This window comes from Streptomyces sp. NPDC025721 (genome assembly GCF_055558595.1).
Window position 1 is genome coordinate 12,536 of record NZ_JBVHMF010000041.1, and the last position, 20,310, is coordinate 32,845.

The window sequence follows — 20,310 nt, forward strand, 5'->3', positions numbered from 1 at the left end:
CACCGTATCGGTGTTGGATGCGCGGCCCGGCGGCGGGCGAGCATCGACGGCATGAGCGAAACGAAGATCGCGCTGGTGACCGGCGCGAACAAGGGAATCGGCTACGAGATCGCGAGCGGCCTCGGCGCCCTCGGCTACCGGGTGGGCGTGGGAGCGCGTGACGGGGGCCGCCTCGAAGCCGCCGTCGACAAGCTGCGCGCCGCCGGGGTGGACGCCTTCGGGGTGCCGCTGGACGTGACCGGCGACCGCAGCGTCACCGACGCCGCGGAACTCGTCGAGCGGCGGGAGGGCCGCCTGGACGCCCTGGTCAACAACGCCGGTATCTCAGGACCGACGGGGCCGGGGTGGACGCAGGACCCGACGACGCTCGACCTCGACCTGGTCCGCACGGTCGTGGAGACCAACGTCCTCGGCGTCATCCGCGTGACCAACGCGATGCTGCCCCTTCTGCGGCGCTCCGCGTCGCCGCGCGTCGTCAACGTCTCCAGCAGCGTCGCCTCCCTGACCCGGCAGGCGGACCCGGACGTCGAGATCGGCCCGGTCATGGCGGCCTATTCGCCGACGAAGACGTTCCTCAACGCCGTCACCGTGCACTACGCCCTGCAGTTCGCCGGTACGAACATCCTGATCAACGCCGCCTGCCCCGGCCTGGTCGCGACCGACTTCACCGGCTTCCTCGGCCCCCGCACCCCCCAGCAGGGCGCGGCCACCCCCATCCGCCTCGCCACCCTGCCCGACGGCGGCCCGACCGGCGGGTTCTTCGAGGACGCCGGCGTCGTCCCCTGGTAACGGCTTCCAGCACCGAGTCCCGAGGGTGCGCCGGGTCAGCCGGTGACGGCCTCGGCCGCGAGGGCGTCCTGCGCCGTGCCGCGCATGCCCGCGACGATCATGTCGACACCGCGCCGGTAGTACGCGTCGTTGCTCGCGCACGACAAGAGCGCGTCGGCGGCGGCCACGACGTGCGGGTACCGGTCGGGGGAGAGGTCGAGCAGGCTCGCCTTCTTCGCGCTGACGGCCTCCTCGCGGGACTCGGGGTCCAGGGCCGGATTGCTGCGGCCGGGTTCGGTGATGACCAGGGTCACCAGCGAGCACAGCGCCTGACCGGCGGTCTGCGCGCCCTGCTCGACCGGCAGACCGGCCGCGGAGAGCAGCGCGAGGGTGCGTTCGGTGACGACGAGACCGGGCTCGGAGGCGAAGATCCGGGTGATCACCAGACCGGCGGCGTTGGGGTGCGGGCGCAGCGCCGCGAGGAAACCGCTCAGCAGGTCGTTCATCTGCTCGTGCCACGGCCGCTCGTCCGGCTCCGGGACCCGGACGTCGGTCAGCAGCCGCTCGGTGACCGCGTCGAACAGCCCGTCCTTGTCCGGGAAGTGCCGGTACAGCGCCATCGGCGTCACGTCGTGCTGCTGGGCGACCCGCCGGATGGTGACGGCTTCGAGACCTTCGCTGTCGGCCACGGCGAGCGCGGTGGAAATCAGCTCGTCCCTGTTCAAGCGTTTGTGAGCCGCCACGGGTCCCGCCACCTCCTGGTCGACAGCCTGAGCGACACCGGATTCCTCGCCGCCGCCACTACGCAGCGTACTGCGTATACACCCGCGAACGGTGCCGCCGAGGATCAAGGTATACGCCGTACGCATACGGGGTGCGACTCCGGGACTGTCCCGGAAACGGCGGCCGGTCCGCACCTCGGCCGGTGGCCGTATTGCCGGAATTTGCTATGGTCGGATGAGTACCCGACGAGCGCGTCGTACCGGGACCCTGCAAAGACGGCGCACCCCCGTAAGCACGAAACCCACGGAGGTGCCCTCATGGCATGGGTCCTTGTTGTTGTCGCAGGTCTGCTCGAAGTGGCCTGGTCGATCGGAATGAAGTACACCGACGGCTTCACCCGTCCCGTCCCGAGTCTGCTGACCGGCGCGGGCATCGTGGCGAGCATGCTGATGCTCTCCCAGGCGGCGAAGACGCTGCCGATCGGTACGGCGTACGGCGTCTGGGTCGGCATCGGCGCGGCCGGTGCGGCCGTGGTCGGCATGGCGGTGCTCGGCGAGCCCACGACCGCCGCCCGGATCTTCTTCGTCTCGCTGCTGCTGGTCGCCGTGGTCGGTCTGAAGGCGACCTCCGGCCACTGACCGGCGCTGCCGACGGGTCAGCTCGGCTGGCCCGTCGGCATGACGGTGACCTGCTGGATGTTGACCCGCGGCGGCAGCGTCGCGATGAAACCGACGGTCCTGGCGATGTCCCCGGCCTCCAGGAACTCCATCGACTGCCGGGCGCCGTCCAGCCACTCCAGCGCGCCCGCGTCCGTGACGTGGGTCTGGAGTTCGGTGCCGACGATGCCCGGCTCCAGGGAGGTGACGCGCACGTTCTTCGGGCCGAGTTCGACCCGCAGATTCGTGGACAGATGCGTCACGAACGCCTTCGTCCCGCAGTAGACGGCGAAGGTCGGGAAGATGTTCCGCGCGCCGATGGACGAGGTGTTGATCAGGTCGGCGACGCCGCGCTCGGCCGCGGCGGCGATCAACTGCGGGGTGAAGGCGCCGATCGCGTTCATCAGGCCCTTGACGTTGAGGTCGATCTGCCGCTGCCACAGGTCGGTGCGCAGCTCCTCGATCGGCGAGGGCAGCATCACGCCCGCGTTGTTGAACAGCAGGTCGGCGCCGCCCAGTTCGGCCGCGACCCGGTCGGCGGCGGCCAGCAGGGCTTCCGGGTCGGTGACGTCGACCGGCAGGGCCAGCGCGGCGCCGCCGTTCTTGGTGATCCGGGCGACCAGGTCGTCCAGCCGGTCGGTGCGGCGGGCCAGCACCGCGACCTTCGCGCCGAGTTCCGCCAGGTGCTCCGCGGACGCCTCGCCGAGACCGCTGGAGGCGCCGGTGACGACCGCCACCCGGCCGGTGAGGGGCTTGCTGATGTCGTGCGCGGACATGGCTGTCCACCTTTCGTGTTCGGTGTGATGCGGCGGCGGACCCTCGGTCCGCCTGCCGTCCAGCACACCACCCGGGCAGCCGCCGCGGAGCGCCGAAAAGAGCCCTGAGCAGGCAGGTAACGGCCTGACCCGCACCGGCGAGGCAGGTACTGACAGGGCCAGTCACGACGCGCGCGGCCCGCGCGCCGCCCGCCACACTGGGGGTATGGACCGCAGCACCGACACCGCCGACTTCCTGCGCTCGCGCCGGGCCCGTATCACCCCCGACGAGGCGGGACTGCCCGCCGACGGCCGGGTCCGCCGGGTGCCGGGGCTGCGCCGTGACGAGGTGGCCCGGCTGGCCGGGGTGAGCACCGAGTACTACACCCGGCTCGAACAGGGGCGCGGCGGGAACCCGTCGCCCGAGGTGCTCGACGCGCTCGCCCGCGCGCTGCGGCTCGACACCGCCGAGCGCGAGCACCTGACCGACCTGCTGACCCGCAGGCCCGCAGGTTCCCGGCACGCGCCGAGCGGACCGCAGCGGGTTCGGCCGGGACTCCATCTGCTGCTCCAGACGCTGGAGCACGTGCCCGCCTTCGTCCTCGGCCGCCGCACCGACGTGCTGGCGTCCAACCGGCTGGCCCGCGCGCTGCTCGTCGACTTCGACGCGCTGCCCGCGCCCCGCCGGAACATGGCCCGCTACTACCTGCTGGACCCCGAGGCGCGCGAGCGCGTCGTCGACTGGGAGCAGCTCGCCGCCGAGACCGTCGCCATGCTCCGGCTGGAGGCCGGCCGCTACCCGAACGACCGTCAGCTCGCCGACCTGGTCGGTGAACTCACCCTGCGCTCACCGGAGTTCACCACGTGGTGGAACGACCACCGGGTGCTGCGCCGCACCCACGGGATCAAGCGCTACCGCCATCCCGTCGCGGGGGACCTGGAGTTCTCCTACGAGTCGCTGCAACCGCCCGGCGATCAGGACCAGACGCTGTGCGTCTACACCGTCGAGCCGGGCTCGCCGAGCGCCCAGGCGCTCCAGCTCCTCGGCAACTGGACGGCGCCCGCTCCGGAAGGGCGCGACGGCGGCCGGGGAAGCGGTCAGGACAGCGACCCGGAGCTGCAAATTTAAGTTAATTAGGAATTATCGTTGACAGGGTTCGGGACCGCCGCCACAGTCTTCGTCGTGGCGGCGGTCCCCGGTGTTCCGGGAGGCGGCCGTCCGCGTATCCCCAACTCTCGGGAGACCCTTCATGACTTCGCATCGTTCAGGGACGGCGCGTGCCCGGCGCGCCGTGGCGACGGCGGGAGCGGGCGTACTGCTCGCGGTCGCGGTGCCGGGGGCGGCGCATGCCGACGCCCCGGCACGTACCGCCGCCGACGGCGCCCCCGCCTTCTACGACAGCGGCCTCGCGCCGACGCCGTACATGGGCTGGAACACCTACTACGGCCTCGGCGCCCCCACCGAGGCCCAGGTCAGAAGCGTCGCCGACCACCTCGTCAGCAGCGGTCTGCGCGACAGCGGCTACGACATCGTGTGGCTCGACGGCGGCTGGCAGGCCGACACGCCCCGCGACAGCGCCGGACGCCTGACCGCCAACCGGGACCGATTCCCCTCCGGCATACCGGCGTTGGTGACCTATCTGCACCAGCGCGGACTCAAGGCCGGCATCTACACCGACGCGGGCGACTACGACCCGGCGAACTGCGGGCTCGGCAGCCGCGGCCACTACCGGCAGGACGCCGACCAGTTCGCCGCCTGGAAGATCGACGCGGTCAAGGTCGACTTCCTGTGCGGCATCGCGGAAAAGCTCGATCCCGGCCCGGCCTTCAAGGAGTTCAGCGACGCCGTCGCGAAGTCCGGCCGCCCGATGATCCTCAACCTGTGCAACCCGCTCACCGACGACTGGGGTCTGCCGCACACCCCGGCGCAGGACGCGCACAACGCGTACGTGTACGGGCCGACCGCCGCCGACTCCTGGCGCAGTGGCACCGACATCGCCTACGGCACGCCGACCGCGGACGAGTGGCCCAATGTGCTGCGCAACATGGACGCCAACGCCTGGCACCCCGAGGCGCAGGGCCCCGGCCACTACAACGACCCCGACTATCTGATCCCGATGCGGAAGATGCCCGACGGCTCGTACGAGCTGACGCAGGAGGAGTCCACCACGCAGCTCGTGATGTGGGCGGAGATGGCCTCCCCGCTGGTCATCGGCTCCGACCCGCGCACCCTGCCCAAGGCGATGCTCGACACGCTGCGCAATCCGGAGATCCTCGCCGTCGACCAGGACCCGCTGGCGATCCAGGGCGTACGGGTGGCCACGGACGCGACCGGCGACGTCTACAGCAAGGTCCTCCAGGGCGCGGGCCGCCGCGCGGTCGTCCTGCTCAACCGCTCGGACCGGCCCGCCGCGCGCACGATCGACTTCGCCGCCGCCGGGCTGACCGGCGACGTGGCCGTACGCGACCTGCGGGCGCGCGCCGACCGGGGCACGCGCAGCGGCTCGTACACCGTCACCGTCCCGGCCCACGGCACCGCCTTCCTGAAGCTCACCGGGCGCGACGACGCGCCCGGCGTCACGCTCGGCGGCCGGTCCACGGCGAGCCCCGCGCTGGTGCGCGACGGCGCCACGCTGACCGCGTTCACCCGCGGCGACGGCGGCGAACTGCGGGCGCGCACCGGCCGGGACGGTCATTGGCCGGCGCGCACCACCGACCTCGGCGGCCCCACCCGCGGCCGGTTCCTCGGCGACCCCGCCGCGTACGGCAGCGCGGGCGGCCGGATCGACGTGTTCGTGCGCGGCACGGACGGCGCCGCGTACCGGCGGACCTACGAACACGGCCGCTGGGGCGGCTGGCAGAGCCTGGGCGGGCGGCTCGCGGACGCGCCGACCGTCGCCTTCGACGGCCCCGACCGGTGGACGCTGTTCGCCACCGGGAGCGACGGCACGGTCCGCAGCCGCGGCCCGCGCACCGGCTGGACCTCGATCGGCGCGCCGGACGGACTGGCGCTGTACGGACGGCCGTCGGCCGTCGCCGACGCCGCGGGCCGGATCCATGTGGCGGTGCGGGCCGCGGACGACGCGGTGTGGACGCGGGTGCGCGACACCTCGGGCGCCTGGTCGGGCTGGTCGTCGCTGGGCGGCACCATCAGTGCCGCGCCGACGCTGGTCACGGCGGGCGGCACCGTCCAACTGCTCGCGCGGGCCTCGGACTACACGCTCTGGCAGCGCGGGTACGACGCCGCGAGCGACACCTGGTCGGGGTGGTACCCGCGCACGGCGTTCGTGAGCGGGGCGCTCGACGGGTCGGCCGGGGCCACGGCCGGGGCGGACGGGAGCGTGCTGGTGGTCTTCCGCGGGGTGGGCGGAGCCGTCCGCCAGAGCACGCTCTGACAGGTCGGGTACGGCGTCCGGTGCGGGATCGCGCAGGGGCCACGGACGTGCCTAAGTAAATAAATTAGGAATTAATCTTGACGGCGCTCCGCCGTCACGACAGTCTGTACCAGCCGAACGAGGGCCCGGTCGTCAGGGGGCCGGGCCCCGTTCCGTGGGCGTAAGGGAGTCCCATGAACACCTCGCAACCCAGCCGCCGCCGGTTCCTCGCCGGTGCGGGCGCCGTCGGCGCCGCGGCGATGATGAGTAGCTGCGTCACCTCCGGCTCGTCCGGTGCCAAGACCCAGTCGGGCAAGGGCCCGGTCACCCTTCAGTCCAACCTGTCGTCCCCGCAGGCGAAGGCCGCGATGCAGGACCTCGTGGCCGCGTACAACAAGCAGGGCGACGGCAAGGCCAAGCTGAACACGGTCGCCTCTGAGACCTTCCGCACCCAGCTCCCGACGTACCTCACCTCCGGCAACCCGCCGGACCTGCTCACCTGGTACCCCGGCTCGGTCGCGGACTCGTACGCCAAGAGGAATCTGCTGCTCGACGTCGGCGACATCTGGGCCGAGCCGGAGCTGTCCGGCTACTCCAAGGCGCTCCAGACGCTGTGCACCTCCTCGTCGGGCCAGAAGGTGTTCGTGCCCGCCACCTACTACTGGTGGGGCGTGTTCTACCGGAAGTCGAACTTCGCGAAGTGGGGCGTCCAGGAGCCCAAGACCTGGGACGAGTTCATGGCCCTGTGCGAGACGCTCAAGTCCAAGGGCGTCGCGCCGATCGGCCTCGGCGCGGGCGGCGGCACCGCGTGGGTCGCGTCGTCCTGGTTCGACTACCTCAACATCCGTATCAACGGCGCCCAGTACCACCGCGACCTGCTCGCGGGGAAGCACCGCTTCGACGACCCCGAGGTCCGCAAGGTCTTCGACAAGTGGGCCGAGGCGCTGCCGTACTTCGACCCCAACGGCACCGCGCTCGCCTTCCAGGACGCCACCACGGCGCTGCTCCAGGGCCGCACCGGGATGATGCTGATCGGCACCTTCTTCGCCGACTCCGCCCCGAAGGGCGAACTGGACGACATCGACTTCTTCCGCTTCCCGGTGATCGACGCCAAGATCCCGATGGCCGAGGAGGGCCCCACCGACGGCTACTTCGCCAGCGCCCGCACCGGCCACCGGGACGAGGTCAAGGACTTCATGCGGTATCTGGCCACCGCCCCGGCGCAGGAGACCTACATCAAGGGCTCCTCCGGCACCGCGCTGCCGACCAACCCCAAGGCCAAGGACAGCGGCACCCCGCTGGTGAAGAAGGGCCGCGCGCTGATCGAGAGCGCCGCCGAGGTCACGCAGTTCTTCAACCGCGACTCCAGCGACGCCCTCCAGCCGACCGCCGACACCGCGCTGACGAAGTTCCTGGCCAAGCCCAAGGAGATCGACTCGATCCTCACCACCTGGCAGCGGGACGCGCAGAAGATCTGGAGCCAGTGAGATGGCGGTGCTCACCGCGACCCGCGCGGACCCGGGCAAGAAGCCGGGGAAGCCGAAGAAGCGCAAGCAGGCGACCCGGGTCCCGCCCGTCGTCCTCGCCTTCGTCCTGGTCCCGCTGCTCGCCGAGGGCTTCTGGGTCTTCTGGCCCGCCCTCCAGGGCTTCTACCTCTCGCTGACCAAGTGGGACGGCGTCTCGGCGCCGCGGTTCATCGGCCTGGGCAACTACCGGGAGATGGTGCACGACAGCGTCTTCCACACCGCCGTGCTCGACACCGTGCTGTGGCTGGTGCTCTTCGGCGGCCTGTCCGCCGCGCTCGGCCTCGGCGCGGCCCTGCTGCTCCAGCAGGAGCGGCGCGGGGTCGGCTTCTACCGGGCCGCGCTCTTCCTGCCCGTGGTGTTCTCGCTGACCGCGACCGCCCTGGTCTGGCAGGCGATGTACCAGCCGGACGGCCTGATCAACCACACCCTGTCCGGCCTCGGACTCGGCAGCCTCACCCACCCCTGGCTCGCCGACCAGGACACCGCGTTCTACGCCGTGATCGTGCCCGCCCTGTGGCGGCAGATCGGCTACGTGATGGTGCTCTACCTGGCCGGACTCAAGGGCATCGACCCGATGCTCTACGAGGCCGCCAAGGTTGACGGCGCCTCCCGCTGGCAGCAGTTCCGGCACATCACGCTGCCGCAGCTCAGCAGCGTCAACGCGGTCGTGCTGTCGGTCATCATCATCGACTCGCTGCGCTCCTTCGACGTGGTGTGGGCGCTCACCCGCGGCGGCCCGTACCACTCCTCCGAACTGCTCAGCACGTACATGTACTCCACCGCCTTCCAGTCCCTGCGGCTCGGCTACGGTTCCGCGCTCGCCGTCGTGATCTTCGTGCTGGCGTTCGGCGTGATCGCGTCGTACCTGGTGCGCGCCTTCAAGGAGGCCGACTCATGACCGTCACGCACGCGGGCGCCGACGCGGCGCCGACCGCGGACCGTACCGGCGAGGACGCGGGTGCCGGTACGAAGGCCGCGCGCGGCGGGAGCCGTCGGCCCGACCGGCGCCGCGCCTGGGGGACCGCCGCCTTCCACACCGGCGCGGGACTGCTGTCGCTGATCTGGCTGATCCCCATCGTCGTCGTACTGGTCACCAGCACCCGCTCCTTCGACGACATCGCCGCCAACGGCCTCGGCGGCCTGCCGCACTCCTTCACCCTCGACGGCTTCCGCCAGGCATGGGTCGACGGCGGACAGCAGCGCGCGCTGATCAACAGCATGCTGGTGTCCGTCCCCACCGTGCTGATCTCGCTGCTGCTCGCCTCGATGGCCGCCTTCGCGCTCAGCCGCTACGACGTGCCGCTGCGCCGCGTACTGCTGCTGGTGATGCTCAGCGGCAATCTGCTGCCGCCGCAGATCCTGCTGATCCCGGTCTCCAAGCTCAGCGAGCAACTGGGCTTCTACGACTCGCTGTACGCCCTCATCGGCGTCCAGGTCGGCTTCGGCGTCGGCTTCTACGTCTTCGTGCTGCACGGCTTCATGCGGTCCATCCCGCCGGAGATCCAGCAGGCCGCCGTCATCGACGGAGCGGGCCCCTGGCAGATCTACACGCGGATCATCCTGCCGCTCGCCAGGCCCGCGCTCGCCGCGCTCACCGCGCTGTCGTTCACGTGGATCTTCAACGACCTGCTGTGGGCCATCACCGTGCTGCGCACCGACAGCAAGATGCCGATCACCGCGTCGCTGATCGGCCTCCAGGGCCAGTACGTCTCCATGTGGAACGTCATCGCGGCCGGTTCCGTGATCGCCGCCGCCCCGACCGTCATCGTCTTCCTCCGATTCCAGCGGCACTTCGTGGCCGGACTCAACCTGGGAGCAGTCAAGTGACCCCGTCCGCAACGCCGTCGGCCGCACCGTGGCTGCTGCGCACCGACACCACCACCTACGCCGTCCGCCTCGGCGGCGACGGGCGGTGGGCCGAGGTCGCCGCCTGGGGCCCGCACGGCGCCGAGACCGGCCCGTCCCCGCTGGATTGGTCGCGCCGCACCCACTACATCACCCCCGCCGACGCCGCCCCGGCCGAATACCTGCCCCAGGGCATGCGTCCCTTCGGCGGCGCCGACCTCGTCGTACGCCGCCCCGACGGCGAACGCGGCGTGTGGTGGACCTTCGAGCGCGCCACACAGGACGACGACCGGTCGCTGCGCCTGGACTTCACCGACGACCACCTCGGACTGCGGGTCGCGCTGCGCTACGAGACCGTGCCCGGCACCGACGTACTGCTCCGCTGGACCGAGCTGACCTGCACGGGACCGGACGAACTGCGCCTGGAACGCCTGGACTCCGCCGCGATCAGCGTCCCCGTCACCGACGGCGGGGGCGCCCGGCTCACCTACCTCACGGGCCAGTGGTCGCAGGAGTTCCAGCGCACCCAACTCGACCTCGTCAGGGGCCGGTTCGAGATGGCCTCCACCCAGGGAGTGCCGGGCCACGCCTACGCGCCCTGGCTCGCGGTCCAGGACGCCGCCGCCCCGCAGGAGGGCGACACCCCCACCTACGGCATCGCGTTGGAGTGGTCGGGCAACTGGCACATCACCGCGGACGCGGAACCCGGCGGGATCGTCCGCGTACGCGCCGGACGGCTGCCGCACGAGGAGTCCGTCCGCCTCGCGCCCGGCGCCACGCTCACCACCCCGCGCGTCGCCTGCGCCTTCAGCCCGGAAGGGCTCGACGGACTGACGCGGATCTGGCACGCGTACGAGCGCGCGCTGAGCGGCGAGCGGCTGCACCGTACCCGCAAGGTGCAGTACAACTCCTGGGAGGCCACCGGCTTCGACGTCGAGGCCGACGCGCAGCTCGAACTGGCCGCCGTCGCCGCCGACATGGGCGTCGAACTCTTCGTCGTGGACGACGGCTGGTTCCGCGGGCGGCGGGACGAGACCGGGGGACTGGGCGACTGGACCCCGGACCCGGCCAACTTCCCCGAGGGATTCGACGGCTTCATCGAGCGGGTCCGCGCCACCGGCATGGACTTCGGCCTGTGGGTCGAGCCGGAGGCGATCAGCCCGCGGTCCGAGCTGTACGCCAAGCACCCCGAGTGGGTGTACCGGATCGACGGCCGCCCGGCGACCCTCGTCCGCGAGCAACTGCTGCTCGACCTCGGCCGGGTGGACGTGCAGGACTTCGTGATCGCCACCTTGGACCGGCTGCTCGGCGAACACGCCGTCAGCTACCTCAAGTGGGACATGAACCGCCCGCCGACCGAGCGCGGCAGGCCCGACACGGGACCGGCCGCGGGCCAGGACCTCGACGCCGACCACGTCGCCGGATACCTGCGGGTCCTCGACCACCTGCGCGCCCACCACCCGCACGTCACCGTCGAGGGCTGCGCGGGCGGCGGCGCCCGCATCGAACACGCCACGCTGGCCCGTACCGACGTGGTCTGGCCCAGCGACAACACCGCGCCGCTCGACCGGCTCGCCATCCAGTACGGCTATCTGCACGCGCACGCCCCGCACACCATGAGCTCCTGGGTCACCGACGCGCCCGGCGTCTTCGACCCGCGGCCCCGCTCCCTGGCCTTCCGCTTCGTCCTCGCCATCGCGGGCGTGCTCGGCATCGGCGCCGACATCCGCGCCTGGACGCCGGAGCAGCGCACCGAGGCGGCGGGCTGGATCGCCCGCTACAAGGAGATCCGCGACGTCGTCCACCACGGCACGGCCCGGCTGCTGAACGGCCCCGCCGATCCGACCTGCGGTGTCCAGTACGAGGAGCGCGGCGGCGCGCGGGTCGTGGTCACCGCGTGGAGCACCGGACGGCTCGACGGCGCGCCGCTGGTCCCCGGACGCGCCTCGCGGCTGCGGCTGCGCGGCCTGGACCCCGCCGCCCGCTACACCGACACGGCGGACGGGACGGTGTACAGCGGGGCGTATCTGCTCCACAGCGGCCTGCCGTTCGGCTGGACCGGTCGACACGACGCCGAACTCGTCGTGCTGGCGCGGCAGGAGGCCGCCGACGGCTCCGGGCGTCACTAAAGTCGCGGGAGGCCCGGACCGGTCCGACCGCACCGAGCGGCCCGACCGCACCGACCGCACCGACCAGCCCCACCGTACCGAGGAGCAGGACCAGCACATGAACGCAGCACTCCGCTTCGCCGACAAGGTGGCCGTGGTCACCGGAGCCGCTTCCGGGATCGGCGCGGCCACCGCAGAACGGCTCGCGGCCGAGGGCGCCGCCGTGGTCCTCGCCGACATCGCGGCCGACCGCGCCGAGGGCGTCGCCGCGGGCATCCGCGAGGAGGGCGGCCGGGCGGTGTCCGTACGGGCGGACGTGTCCGACCCCGAGGACTGGGAGCGGATCGTCGCGGTGGCGCACGCCTACGGCCCCGTGGCGGCTCTGGTCTCCAACGCCTACACCGTCGACGTGGCCCCGGCCCACGAGATGTCCGTCGCCTCCTGGGAGCGTCAGCTCGCGGTCAACCTCACCGGCGGCTTCCTCGGCTTCCGGGCGCTGCTGCCCGACCTGCGCACCGCCCGCGGCGCCGCCGTCCTCACCTCCTCCGTGCACGCGCACAAGGGCATCCCCGGCCACCCCGCCTACGCGGCGGCCAAGGGCGCGCTGCTGTCGCTGAGCGGCCAACTGGCCGTCGAGTACGGGCCCGAGGTCCGGGTCAACGCGGTGCTCCCTGGTCCGATCCTCACCGCGGCCTGGGACCGGGTGCCCGAGGAGGACCGGGCCCGCAGCGTCGCGGAGACCGCGGCGCGCCGCTTCGGCCGCCCGGAGGAGGTCGCCGCGGCCATCGCCTTCCTCGCCTCGGACGACGCCTCGTACATCACCGGTTCGAGCCTGCTGGTGGACGGCGGCTGGAGTGTCACCAAGGCCTCGGCCTGACCGCCGCCGACCACCATCGCCGTACCTCACCCGGGGTACCCCACCCGACCTGGAGAAAGGCAGAACGACATGACGCCATACGCGCGCCGCGGAGTGCACGGGCAGACCGTGGAGACTCTCGCGCGCCGGGTGCTCAGCGGCGAGATCCCCGAAGGGGCGACACTCGATCTCGTGGCGTTGCAGAGCGAGTTGGACGTCAGTCTCACCGCGCTGCGCGAATCGCTGAAGGTGCTGGCGGCCAAGGGGATGGTCGACGCGCGGCAGAAGCGCGGCACCTTCGTCAGAGCCCGCGCCGACTGGAATCTGCTGGACGCCGACGTGCTGCGCTGGCAGTTCGCGGGCGGCACCGGCACCGGGGCCGACCTGGGGCTGCTGCGCAGCCTCGGCGAGGTCCGCGGGATCGTCGAACCGGCCGCCGTACGGCTGGCGGCGGTGCGCCGTACCGACGGCGACCTGGTCGCGCTGGACGCCGCGCTCACCGCGATGGGTGAGGACGAGGGCGGCGCCGCGCACGCGGTCGAGGCCGACCTCGCCTTCCACCGCGCCCTGCTCGCCGCCACCCACAACGAACTGCTGGAGCGGATGGAGATGGTGATCGAGTCCGGTCTCGCGCACCGCGACGAGATCGTGCACAGCTCCCCGCACGGCCAGGACCCGGTGCCCAGCCACCGGGCCGTCCTCGACGCGGTACGCGACCAGGACCCGGACGCCGCCGAGCGCGCCATGCGGGCCCTGCTCGACCAGGCCGTCCGCGACCTGGACCTGGTGCACGGCTCGGGCGCCGAGGCGGTCGAGGGGTCCGGCGGGTCCGGCGGGTCCGGGACAACCGGGGCATCCGAAACGGCGCGGGCATCCGAAAGGGCGCGGGCATCCGAAAGGGCGCGGGCATCCGAAAGGGCGCGGGCATCCGAAAGGGCGCGGGCATCCGAAAGGGCGCAGGCATCCGAAAGGGCGCAGGCATCCGAAACGGCGCGGGCAACCAAGGAATCCCAGACCTCCACGGCTTCAGAGGCGGCGAAGTGAAGATAGTGCGCGTCGAGACCTTCCTCGTACCGCCCCGGTGGCTGTTCTGCCGGATCGAGACGGACGAGGGCGTCGTCGGCTGGGGCGAACCCGTGGTCGAGGGGCGGGCCGAGGTGGTGCGCGCCGCCGTCGACGTGCTGGCCGAGTATCTGATCGGCCAGGACCCGCTGCGGATCCAGGACCACTGGCAGGTGCTCACCAAGGGCGGCTTCTACCGCGGCGGCCCGGTGCTCTCCAGCGCCGTCGCCGGTCTCGACCACGCGCTGTGGGACATCGCGGGCAAGACGTACGGCGCCCCCGTGTACGGCCTGCTCGGCGGTCCGGTCAGGGACGCGGTCCGGGTCTACGCCTGGGTCGGCGGCGACGAGCCCGCGCGGCTCGCGGAGGACGTCGGCGCGCAGGTCGAGGCGGGCTTCACCGCCGTCAAGATGAACGCGGCCGGCCGCACGTCGGCGCTCACCACGCCCGCCGAGACCGCCGCCGTCGTGGAGCGGGTGGCCGCCGCGCGCCAGGCGCTCGGCCCCGGACGCGATGTCGCCGTCGACTTCCACGGCCGCTTCACCGCCGCGGGCGCCCGGCGCGTGCTGCGTGAAATCGCGCCGCTGCACCCGCTGTTCGTCGAGGAGCCGCTGCTGCCGGAGCTGGGACATCTGCTCGGCGGCCTGGTGGCCTCCACCGAAGTGCCGATCGCGACCGGTGAACGCCTGTACGGGCGTGCGGAGTTCCTGCCCGCGCTCACCGCGGGCATAGCCGTGGCGCAGCCGGACCTCTCGCACGCCGGGGGCATCACCGAGGTGACGCGGATCGCGTCGCTCGCCGAGACGTACGGCGCCCAACTCGCCCCGCACTGCCCGCTGGGGCCGATTTCGCTCGCCGCCAGCCTCCAAGTCGCCTTCTGCACGCCGAACTTCCTCATCCAGGAGCAGAGCCGCGGCATCCACTACAACAAGGACGCCGACCTGCTGTCGTATCTGGTGGACACCGAGCCGTTCCGCTTCGTGGACGGCCAGGCGCAGCGCACCGGGCTGCCGGGGCTCGGGATCACCGTGGACGAGGCGGCGGTACGCGCCGCCGACCGCGGTGGGCACGCCTGGCGCAATCCGGTGTGGCGGCACGCCGACGGGTCGTTCGCGGAATGGTGACAGCGCTGACCGGGGCGGCGCTTCCCGTACGGATCGTCACCGACCTTGCGCACGGCGGCCGTTGGACGTCGCTGCGGGCCGGGGACCGCGAATGGCTCTGGCACCGGGACGAGCCACGTCGCGCGGGCGTCGCGCCCGGTGACGCCTTCGCCGACGCGGGCGGTGTGGAGGAGTGCCTGCCCACCGTCCGGGGCGTCCCCGACCACGGCGACGTGTGGTCGCGCCCCTGGCGGCGCGAGAACGGCGGGGACGGCGCAGATGGCGCGGACCGGGTCGACCACCCCGACTTCCGGCTCACCCGGCGGATCGGGGGCGGCCCCGGCGGCGGCGCGGTGGTCGACTATCGGCTGACCGCCGCGCCCGGCTACCGCTTCCTGTGGGCCGCCCACGCGCTCCTCGACGTGTCGCGGGACGGCCGGATCGAACTGCCGCCCGGCGCACAGGCCCTGCACTACCCGGACGGGGGTGCGCGGCGCGAGCCGTTCACCTGGCCGTCCGCCGGGGGCACGGGCGACGGGACGCGTACCCGCTTCGACCTGCTCGGGCCCGACGACGGTACGGCGAGCGGCGCGGTCGTCGAGGCCGCGACGGCGACCGTGCACGACGGGACCGACCGGCTGCGGTTCGCGCTCGACGTGGCCGGTCAGCCCGCGTCCATCGCCCTGTGGCGGAATCTGGGCGGCTTTCCCGAGGGCGCGCCGTACCGCTCGATCGGCGTGGAGCCGATGCTGGGCCGGGTCTTCGACCTGGCGACGGCGGGGGAGGGGGACGCGGCCTGCGTTCCTGCGAGCGGCGAGGTCCGCTGGCGGCTCACGGTCACGGCCGCCGGTGCTTCCGCCGCCACCGCCGCCGCGTCCGCCCCGGACCGCTGAACCCTCGACGGGATCGGCTGACCGTGTCCGGCTCACCACGACCGGCTCACCGCACCGCGACCGGCTCACACCGACCCCACCGCCCGCCCCGGCCCCACGCCGTCCGAATCACCGCAACAGGAAAGGAACATCACCCGTGGACCTGCTCACCGCGCTGCGCGCCCACCGCCTCGTCGCCATCGTGCGCGGCGACGACGAGGACGCGTCGCTGCGCACCGTACTGACCCTGGTCGAGGAAGGCGTCGCGCTGGTCGAGGTCTCGCTCAGCGGCCGGAACGCGCTCGGCGTCATCGCCGCGGCCCGCGCCGCCCTCGGCCCCGACGCGCCGCTCGGCGCGGGCACCGTCCTCACCGAGCGCGACGCCAAGGACGCGCACCGCGCCGGGGCCGACTTCGTCGTCACGCCCGCGGTCGGCGAAGGCGTCAGCGCCGCACGGGAGTTGGGCCTGCCCGTGCTGGCCGGCGTGATGACGCCCACCGATATCGTCACCGCGCGGCGGCTCGGCGCCACCGCGCTCAAGCTCTTCCCCGCCGAGCAAGCGGGCGGCCCCGGCTACCTCCGCGCCCTGCGCGGCCCCTTCCCCGACCTGCCCTTCGTGCCCGTCGGCGGCGTCGACATCCCGGCCGCCCGCGCCTACTTCGCCGCCGGAGCCCTCGCGGTCGGCGTCGGCTCGCCCCTCATCGGCGACGCGGCGAGCGGCGGCAGCCGGACCGCACTCCGCGCGCGGGCCAGGGACTTCCTCGCCGCCGTCGCGGAGACGGACGCACCGAGCGCGCGGGCCGCGCGATGACCGGGAGTACGACCGAACGGGGGCAGCGCCCGGCGCCGTCACTCGCCATGACCGGACGGGGCCCGCGCCGTACCCCCGCGAGGAGACTGCCGTGATCCGGATCGGCGGCCCCGTCGCCTGCCTCGGGGAGACGATGGTCGCGATGGTGCCGGAGACCGGTGAAACGCTCGCGGAGGCACGGCGGTTGCGGGTGGAGGTCGCCGGGGCGGAGTCGAACGCGGCGATGTATCTGGCCGACCACGGGGTGGAGGCCCGGTGGGTGTCGGCGGTCGGTGACGATCCGTTCGGGCGGCGGATCGTGGCCGAGGTCGCGGCGTGCGGGGTGGACGTCGGCGGCGTCAGGACCGACACGGGGCGGCCGACCGGGGTGATGGTGAAGAGCCCCGGCGGGCAGGGCACCCGCGTGCACTACTACCGGCGGGGGTCGGCCGCGTCCGCGCTCGGGCCGCGATCGCTGGCGGCCGAGGCCGTACGCACCGCGGGGCTGCTGCACCTGACCGGCGTCACGGCGGCGCTGTCGGACTCCTGCCGTGACCTGGTGGACGCGGCGCTGCGCGGCCCGCTGCCGGTCAGCTTCGACGTCAACCACCGGCCCGCGCTCTGGCCGGACGGCGCGGCGCCCGGCGTCCTGCGCGACTTCGCCGACCGCGCGGACATCACTTTCGTCGGCCTGGACGAGGCCCAGGAACTGTGGGGCGCGCACCTCGCCGACGCCGCCGACGTACGCGCCCTGCTGCCGGGCCCGCGTGTGCTGGTGGTCAAGGACGGCGCCCGCGCCGCGACCGCCTTCGACGGCGCGACGGCGCACACCGTGCCCGCCCGCGCCGTCGAGGTCGTGGAACCCGTCGGCGCGGGCGACGCCTTCGCCGCCGGATTCCTCACCGGCCTGCTCCGCGGCGAGCCGCCCGTCCGCGCGCTGCGCCTTGGCCATGTCACCGCGGGCGCGGCCCTGCGGGTCCCCGGCGATCACGGCCCGCTGCCGGACCCCGCCCGTATCGCACAGCTGCTGGACGCCACCGAGGCGCGGTGGGCCCCGGCCGCGTCCCCGGGCGGCGTCACCGATAGCTGACGGTGACCTGCTGACGCACGGACCTCTGCGGAACGGTGACGGTCACCTTCCCGGCGGCGTCCCACGCCCAGGCGCTCCTGGCCACCGGGACGCCGTCCACGGTCACGGACTTCGGCGCGGTGGCGTTGGTCACCGGCACACCGGGCCTCCTCGGCCAGAGTTTACGTGTATGGCAGCAGCGCCTCGTTCGAGCGGGTGTCACCCGTGAAGTGCACGGTGGTGCGCTTGTCGGCCCACGGCCCGGTCGTGAGCCCGGCCCTGCCGCCGTAGCCGCCGGTCTGGAGTGAGCCGTGCGCCCGCGAGAACCCGCTGGGTGAACGGGGCGCCGCCGAAGCCGTCACGGCCGACGGCGTCGAAGGTCGGCGCGTCCAGGAACGCGGTGTCGCCCGCGTACGCGGTGGGGATCAGCGTGGGGGAGAGGACCTCGAACCGCGCATCGCCCGAGACCACGGCGTCGGTTCGACGTCGGGTCATGTCTGGTTGTGGGTCCGCTTGAGCGCATTTCTGTTCGTGCGCTGACAAGTCGACGATGACAGATCCGGTGCCGCGAGGAGAGTGTGCCGACTGGTGCGAATGGGGTTGGTGCAAAGAGCTGATGCGAGTGGATGTACCCGGCGGGGCGCACCGGCTGGTGAGCCGTCAGGGGGCGGTCTGCTCGCGCAGCGGGCCGGTGTCCTTCGCGGGGTCGGCCGCCGGGGCCGGGGCGCCGGAGTCGTAGCGCCAGAAGGAGCGGACCAGCGGGGCGGCGAGTGCCACGACCGCCACGCAGGCGAGGCCGCCGATCGTCCAGGACAGCCCGGCGCCCAGCGCGGCGGCCATGGTACCGGCGCGCAGGTCGCCCAGCCGGGGGCCGCCGGCGACGACGACGGTGTGGACGCCCTGCATGCGGCCTCGCATCTCGTCGGGGGCGTAGGTCTGGAGGAGTGTCTGGCGCAGGACCGCGCTGATCAGGTCGGCCGCGCCGGCGACGGCGAGGAGCAGGACGACCAGCCAGAGCTGCCGGGCCAGGCCGGAGACGGCGACGGCGGCGCCCCACACCAGCACGGCGCCGGTGAGCACCACGCCCTGCCGCCGGATCCGGCCGATCCATCCGCTGGCGAACCCGGCCAGGACGGAGCCGATCGGGATGGCGGAGTAGAGCAGTCCGACCGAGCCGCCGAAGCGGGCGTCCGCGGCGGCGGGGAACAGCGACCGCGGCATCGCCAGCGTCATGGCACAGATGTCCACGAAGAAGCTCATCACCAGCACCGGCCGCCCGCCGATGAAGGACAGCCCGTCCCGTACCGACCGCAGACCCAGGCGGCCCGCGGAGCCGTCCGGCGGAAGTCGGGGCAGCCGCAGCGTGGAGTGCAGCGCGGCCGTGAACAGCACGGCGTCCGCGCCGTACGCGTACGCGAAGCCGTGCGGGACGGTGACGAGGACACCGGCGATCAGCGGGCCGACGACCTCGCCGACCGTGCCGATCACGTAGTTGAGGGTGTTCGCGGCGGGGATCAGGCCGGGCTCGACGATGCGCGGCACGATCGCGCCGCGCGCGGAACTGGCCATCGCGAACCCGGCGGACTGCGTCGCGACCAGGGCGAGGATCAGCCCGACATTGCGCACGTCGAGCAGCGTCTGCGCGAGCAGCGCCAGCGTCACCGTCCAGGTGCCGAGCGAGGACCACAGATACAGCGTCCTGCGGTCGACGGCGTCGGCGACGGCCCCGCCGTAGAGGCCGAAGACGATCAGCGGCACCAGACCGGCGAAGCCGACCATGCCGACGGCCAGCGACGAGTGCGAGATCCGGAAGACCTGGACCGGCACCGCGATCTGGGTGAGCATCGAGCCGACGAACGACGTGCCCTGGCCGATGAAGAGCCGCCGGAAGGCGGGCAGGGCCAGTGGGCGGGTGTCGATGGCGTGGTCGGCGAGCAGCCGCCGCGCTCCGCGAGGGCTCGGCTGCTCCGCGCGCTCCACGGCGTCGCCTTTCATCCGCCTCTGCTTTCCGGGCCGCCGCGGCCCTCTTCCCGTTGCCGTCCGCCGGGGGCCCTGCCCGGCCGTTCGTCCTGCCGGCCCCTTGCCGCCGCGGCTCACAGGCGGCAGCTGATCTCCATGCCGTCCTCGACCGGGAAGGTGACGCTCTCGTAGCCGTTGCGCGGATCGCGGACGTAGTCGAGATACGGCGCCAGGTCCGTGAGGTCCACGTCGTCGGCCACGACGAGGGTGCCCGGCGCGAGGCGCGGTTCGAGCAGCCGCAGGACGGGCAGACAGAGGTCCTTCCAGCCGTCGAGCAGCAGGAAGTCCACCGGACCTGACAGCTCGGCGAGGGTGTCGCGGGCGTCGCCTTCGAGGACGGTGACCAGTCCGTCGAGACCCGTCTCGGCGAAGGTCACGCGGGCCGCGGCGGCCTTGTCCGCGCTCAGTTCGGTGCTGATCACCCGCCCCGCGCCGTTGTCGCGCACCGCGGCGGCCAGGTGGAGCGTGGAGATCCCGAAGGAGGTGCCGAATTCGACGACGGTGGCCGGGCGGACGGCCCGGACCAGGCTGTACAGGAGTTTTCCGCCGTCGGCCGAGATCGGCATGTACACCTCGGCGTTGGCGTCGGCCAACTCCCGCGGCGTCGCCGGGGCGAAGCCGTCGGGCCACGCGGCCCGGATACGGCGGCGGGTCGCGTCGTCCTGCGCGGCCCGGTCGAACATCGCGGTCAGAGCGGAGACGACCCGGGGGTCGCGGAGGGTGCTGGTGGCTGTCATGGGCTCTAGAGTAGACGCACCGTTGCGTTGCGTCTAGAAGTTGCCGA

The 20,310-nt window shown here is 72.9% G+C and carries 19 protein-coding genes and 1 pseudogene; 14 read left to right on the top strand and 6 right to left on the bottom strand.

The features are described from left to right. Positions 1 to 51: 51 nt before the first annotated feature. Positions 52 to 789, top strand: a complete 738-nt coding sequence (locus tag ACZ4EF_RS34805) for an SDR family NAD(P)-dependent oxidoreductase (RefSeq protein WP_467508169.1) — start codon at positions 52 to 54, stop codon at positions 787 to 789. Positions 790 to 824: 35 nt separating this feature from the next. Here ACZ4EF_RS34805 and ACZ4EF_RS34810 read toward each other — a convergent pair whose 3' ends face one another. Further along, a complete protein-coding gene (locus ACZ4EF_RS34810; RefSeq protein WP_355334974.1) occupies positions 825 to 1,511 on the bottom strand; it encodes a TetR/AcrR family transcriptional regulator in 687 nt (228 codons plus the stop codon). 297 nt (positions 1,512 to 1,808) lie between these two features. On the opposite strand from ACZ4EF_RS34810, the gene ACZ4EF_RS34815 reads away from it, so the two are divergent. Beyond that, a complete protein-coding gene (locus ACZ4EF_RS34815) occupies positions 1,809 to 2,129 on the top strand; it encodes a DMT family transporter (protein ID WP_188280976.1) in 321 nt (106 codons plus the stop codon). 17 nt (positions 2,130 to 2,146) lie between these two features. Here the strand turns inward: ACZ4EF_RS34815 and ACZ4EF_RS34820 are convergent, their stop codons facing one another. Next, positions 2,147 to 2,923, bottom strand: a complete 777-nt coding sequence (locus tag ACZ4EF_RS34820; RefSeq protein WP_467508172.1) for an SDR family oxidoreductase — start codon at positions 2,921 to 2,923, stop codon at positions 2,147 to 2,149. Positions 2,924 to 3,128: 205 nt separating this feature from the next. Between ACZ4EF_RS34820 and ACZ4EF_RS34825 the strand changes: the two genes are divergently transcribed. The 12 genes and pseudogenes from ACZ4EF_RS34825 (at position 3,129) to ACZ4EF_RS34880 (ending at position 17,528) form a co-directional block, all read left to right on the top strand. Then, entirely contained in the window at positions 3,129 to 4,031 is a 903-nt protein-coding gene (locus tag ACZ4EF_RS34825; protein WP_467508174.1) for a helix-turn-helix transcriptional regulator, read from the top strand. Positions 4,032 to 4,152: 121 nt separating this feature from the next. Beyond that, entirely contained in the window at positions 4,153 to 6,297 is a 2,145-nt protein-coding gene (locus ACZ4EF_RS34830; RefSeq protein ID WP_467508176.1) for a DUF8189 domain-containing protein, read from the top strand. A gap of 173 nt (positions 6,298 to 6,470) precedes the next feature. Further along, a complete protein-coding gene (locus tag ACZ4EF_RS34835) occupies positions 6,471 to 7,763 on the top strand; it encodes an ABC transporter substrate-binding protein (protein WP_355334962.1) in 1,293 nt (430 codons plus the stop codon). Between the two features lies 1 nt (position 7,764). After that, on the top strand, positions 7,765 to 8,700 hold the full coding sequence (locus tag ACZ4EF_RS34840) for a carbohydrate ABC transporter permease (RefSeq protein ID WP_355334961.1): 936 nt from the start codon (positions 7,765 to 7,767) through the stop codon (positions 8,698 to 8,700). After that, positions 8,697 to 9,629 (top strand): carbohydrate ABC transporter permease, encoded by a 933-nt coding sequence (locus ACZ4EF_RS34845; RefSeq protein ID WP_391047802.1) that lies wholly within the window; start codon positions 8,697 to 8,699, stop codon positions 9,627 to 9,629. The genes ACZ4EF_RS34840 and ACZ4EF_RS34845 overlap by 4 nt, the downstream gene beginning before the upstream one ends. Beyond that, positions 9,626 to 11,776, top strand: a complete 2,151-nt coding sequence (locus tag ACZ4EF_RS34850) for an alpha-galactosidase (protein WP_402712593.1) — start codon at positions 9,626 to 9,628, stop codon at positions 11,774 to 11,776. Before ACZ4EF_RS34845 ends, ACZ4EF_RS34850 begins: the two co-directional genes overlap by 4 nt. Before the next feature lie 97 nt (positions 11,777 to 11,873). Continuing rightward, complete coding sequence (locus ACZ4EF_RS34855; protein ID WP_355334955.1) at positions 11,874 to 12,632, top strand: SDR family NAD(P)-dependent oxidoreductase; 759 nt, start codon at positions 11,874 to 11,876, stop codon at positions 12,630 to 12,632. A 69-nt stretch (positions 12,633 to 12,701) separates the two neighbouring features. Beyond that, positions 12,702 to 13,439 (top strand): annotated as a pseudogene (locus tag ACZ4EF_RS34860) (FadR/GntR family transcriptional regulator); the annotation flags it as partial. A gap of 212 nt (positions 13,440 to 13,651) precedes the next feature. Beyond that, a complete protein-coding gene (gene dgoD / locus ACZ4EF_RS34865) occupies positions 13,652 to 14,797 on the top strand; it encodes a galactonate dehydratase (protein WP_355334952.1) in 1,146 nt (381 codons plus the stop codon). Then, positions 14,791 to 15,669, top strand: coding sequence for a hypothetical protein (locus ACZ4EF_RS34870; protein WP_467508180.1), 879 nt, complete (start codon positions 14,791 to 14,793; stop codon positions 15,667 to 15,669). Before dgoD ends, ACZ4EF_RS34870 begins: the two co-directional genes overlap by 7 nt. 136 nt (positions 15,670 to 15,805) lie before the next feature. Next, a complete protein-coding gene (locus tag ACZ4EF_RS34875) occupies positions 15,806 to 16,459 on the top strand; it encodes a bifunctional 4-hydroxy-2-oxoglutarate aldolase/2-dehydro-3-deoxy-phosphogluconate aldolase (protein ID WP_401854403.1) in 654 nt (217 codons plus the stop codon). A 91-nt stretch (positions 16,460 to 16,550) separates the two neighbouring features. Continuing rightward, positions 16,551 to 17,528: a sugar kinase gene (locus ACZ4EF_RS34880; protein WP_467508183.1), complete on the top strand. Its 978-nt coding sequence runs from the start codon at positions 16,551 to 16,553 to the stop codon at positions 17,526 to 17,528. On the opposite strand, the gene ACZ4EF_RS34885 is transcribed toward ACZ4EF_RS34880, so the two are convergent. The 4 genes from ACZ4EF_RS34885 to ACZ4EF_RS34900 form a co-directional block, all read right to left on the bottom strand. Continuing rightward, on the bottom strand, positions 17,515 to 17,667 hold the full coding sequence (locus ACZ4EF_RS34885; RefSeq protein ID WP_467508185.1) for a hypothetical protein: 153 nt from the start codon (positions 17,665 to 17,667) through the stop codon (positions 17,515 to 17,517). The two genes, ACZ4EF_RS34880 and ACZ4EF_RS34885, sit on opposite strands and share 14 nt — an antisense overlap. Positions 17,668 to 17,726: 59 nt before the next feature. Then, on the bottom strand, positions 17,727 to 18,002 hold the full coding sequence (locus ACZ4EF_RS34890) for a hypothetical protein (protein WP_467508187.1): 276 nt from the start codon (positions 18,000 to 18,002) through the stop codon (positions 17,727 to 17,729). A 165-nt stretch (positions 18,003 to 18,167) separates the two neighbouring features. Next, positions 18,168 to 19,502 carry an MFS transporter gene (locus tag ACZ4EF_RS34895; protein WP_467508189.1) on the bottom strand — a complete coding sequence of 445 codons (1,335 nt, stop codon included), beginning with the start codon at positions 19,500 to 19,502 and terminating at the stop codon, positions 18,168 to 18,170. A 98-nt stretch (positions 19,503 to 19,600) separates the two neighbouring features. Further along, on the bottom strand, positions 19,601 to 20,263 hold the full coding sequence (locus tag ACZ4EF_RS34900; RefSeq protein WP_355334934.1) for an O-methyltransferase: 663 nt from the start codon (positions 20,261 to 20,263) through the stop codon (positions 19,601 to 19,603). Positions 20,264 to 20,310 lie beyond the last annotated feature (47 nt).

Bases quoted from the DNA above. Each gene is read 5' to 3' on its own strand.
- ACZ4EF_RS34845 (WP_391047802.1), top strand. From the start codon at position 8,697: ATGACCGTCACGCACGCGGGCGCCGACGCGGCGCCGACCGCGGACCGT.
- ACZ4EF_RS34890 (WP_467508187.1), bottom strand. From the start codon at position 18,002: ATGACCCGACGTCGAACCGACGCCGTGGTCTCGGGCGATGCGCGGTTC.
- ACZ4EF_RS34820 (WP_467508172.1), bottom strand. From the start codon at position 2,923: ATGTCCGCGCACGACATCAGCAAGCCCCTCACCGGCCGGGTGGCGGTC.
- ACZ4EF_RS34870 (WP_467508180.1), top strand. From the start codon at position 14,791: ATGGTGACAGCGCTGACCGGGGCGGCGCTTCCCGTACGGATCGTCACC.
- ACZ4EF_RS34895 (WP_467508189.1), bottom strand. From the start codon at position 19,502: ATGAAAGGCGACGCCGTGGAGCGCGCGGAGCAGCCGAGCCCTCGCGGA.
- ACZ4EF_RS34840 (WP_355334961.1), top strand. From the start codon at position 7,765: ATGGCGGTGCTCACCGCGACCCGCGCGGACCCGGGCAAGAAGCCGGGG.
- ACZ4EF_RS34830 (WP_467508176.1), top strand. From the start codon at position 4,153: ATGACTTCGCATCGTTCAGGGACGGCGCGTGCCCGGCGCGCCGTGGCG.
- ACZ4EF_RS34900 (WP_355334934.1), bottom strand. From the start codon at position 20,263: ATGACAGCCACCAGCACCCTCCGCGACCCCCGGGTCGTCTCCGCTCTG.
- ACZ4EF_RS34815 (WP_188280976.1), top strand. From the start codon at position 1,809: ATGGCATGGGTCCTTGTTGTTGTCGCAGGTCTGCTCGAAGTGGCCTGG.
- ACZ4EF_RS34835 (WP_355334962.1), top strand. From the start codon at position 6,471: ATGAACACCTCGCAACCCAGCCGCCGCCGGTTCCTCGCCGGTGCGGGC.
- ACZ4EF_RS34825 (WP_467508174.1), top strand. From the start codon at position 3,129: ATGGACCGCAGCACCGACACCGCCGACTTCCTGCGCTCGCGCCGGGCC.
- ACZ4EF_RS34855 (WP_355334955.1), top strand. From the start codon at position 11,874: ATGAACGCAGCACTCCGCTTCGCCGACAAGGTGGCCGTGGTCACCGGA.
- ACZ4EF_RS34805 (WP_467508169.1), top strand. From the start codon at position 52: ATGAGCGAAACGAAGATCGCGCTGGTGACCGGCGCGAACAAGGGAATC.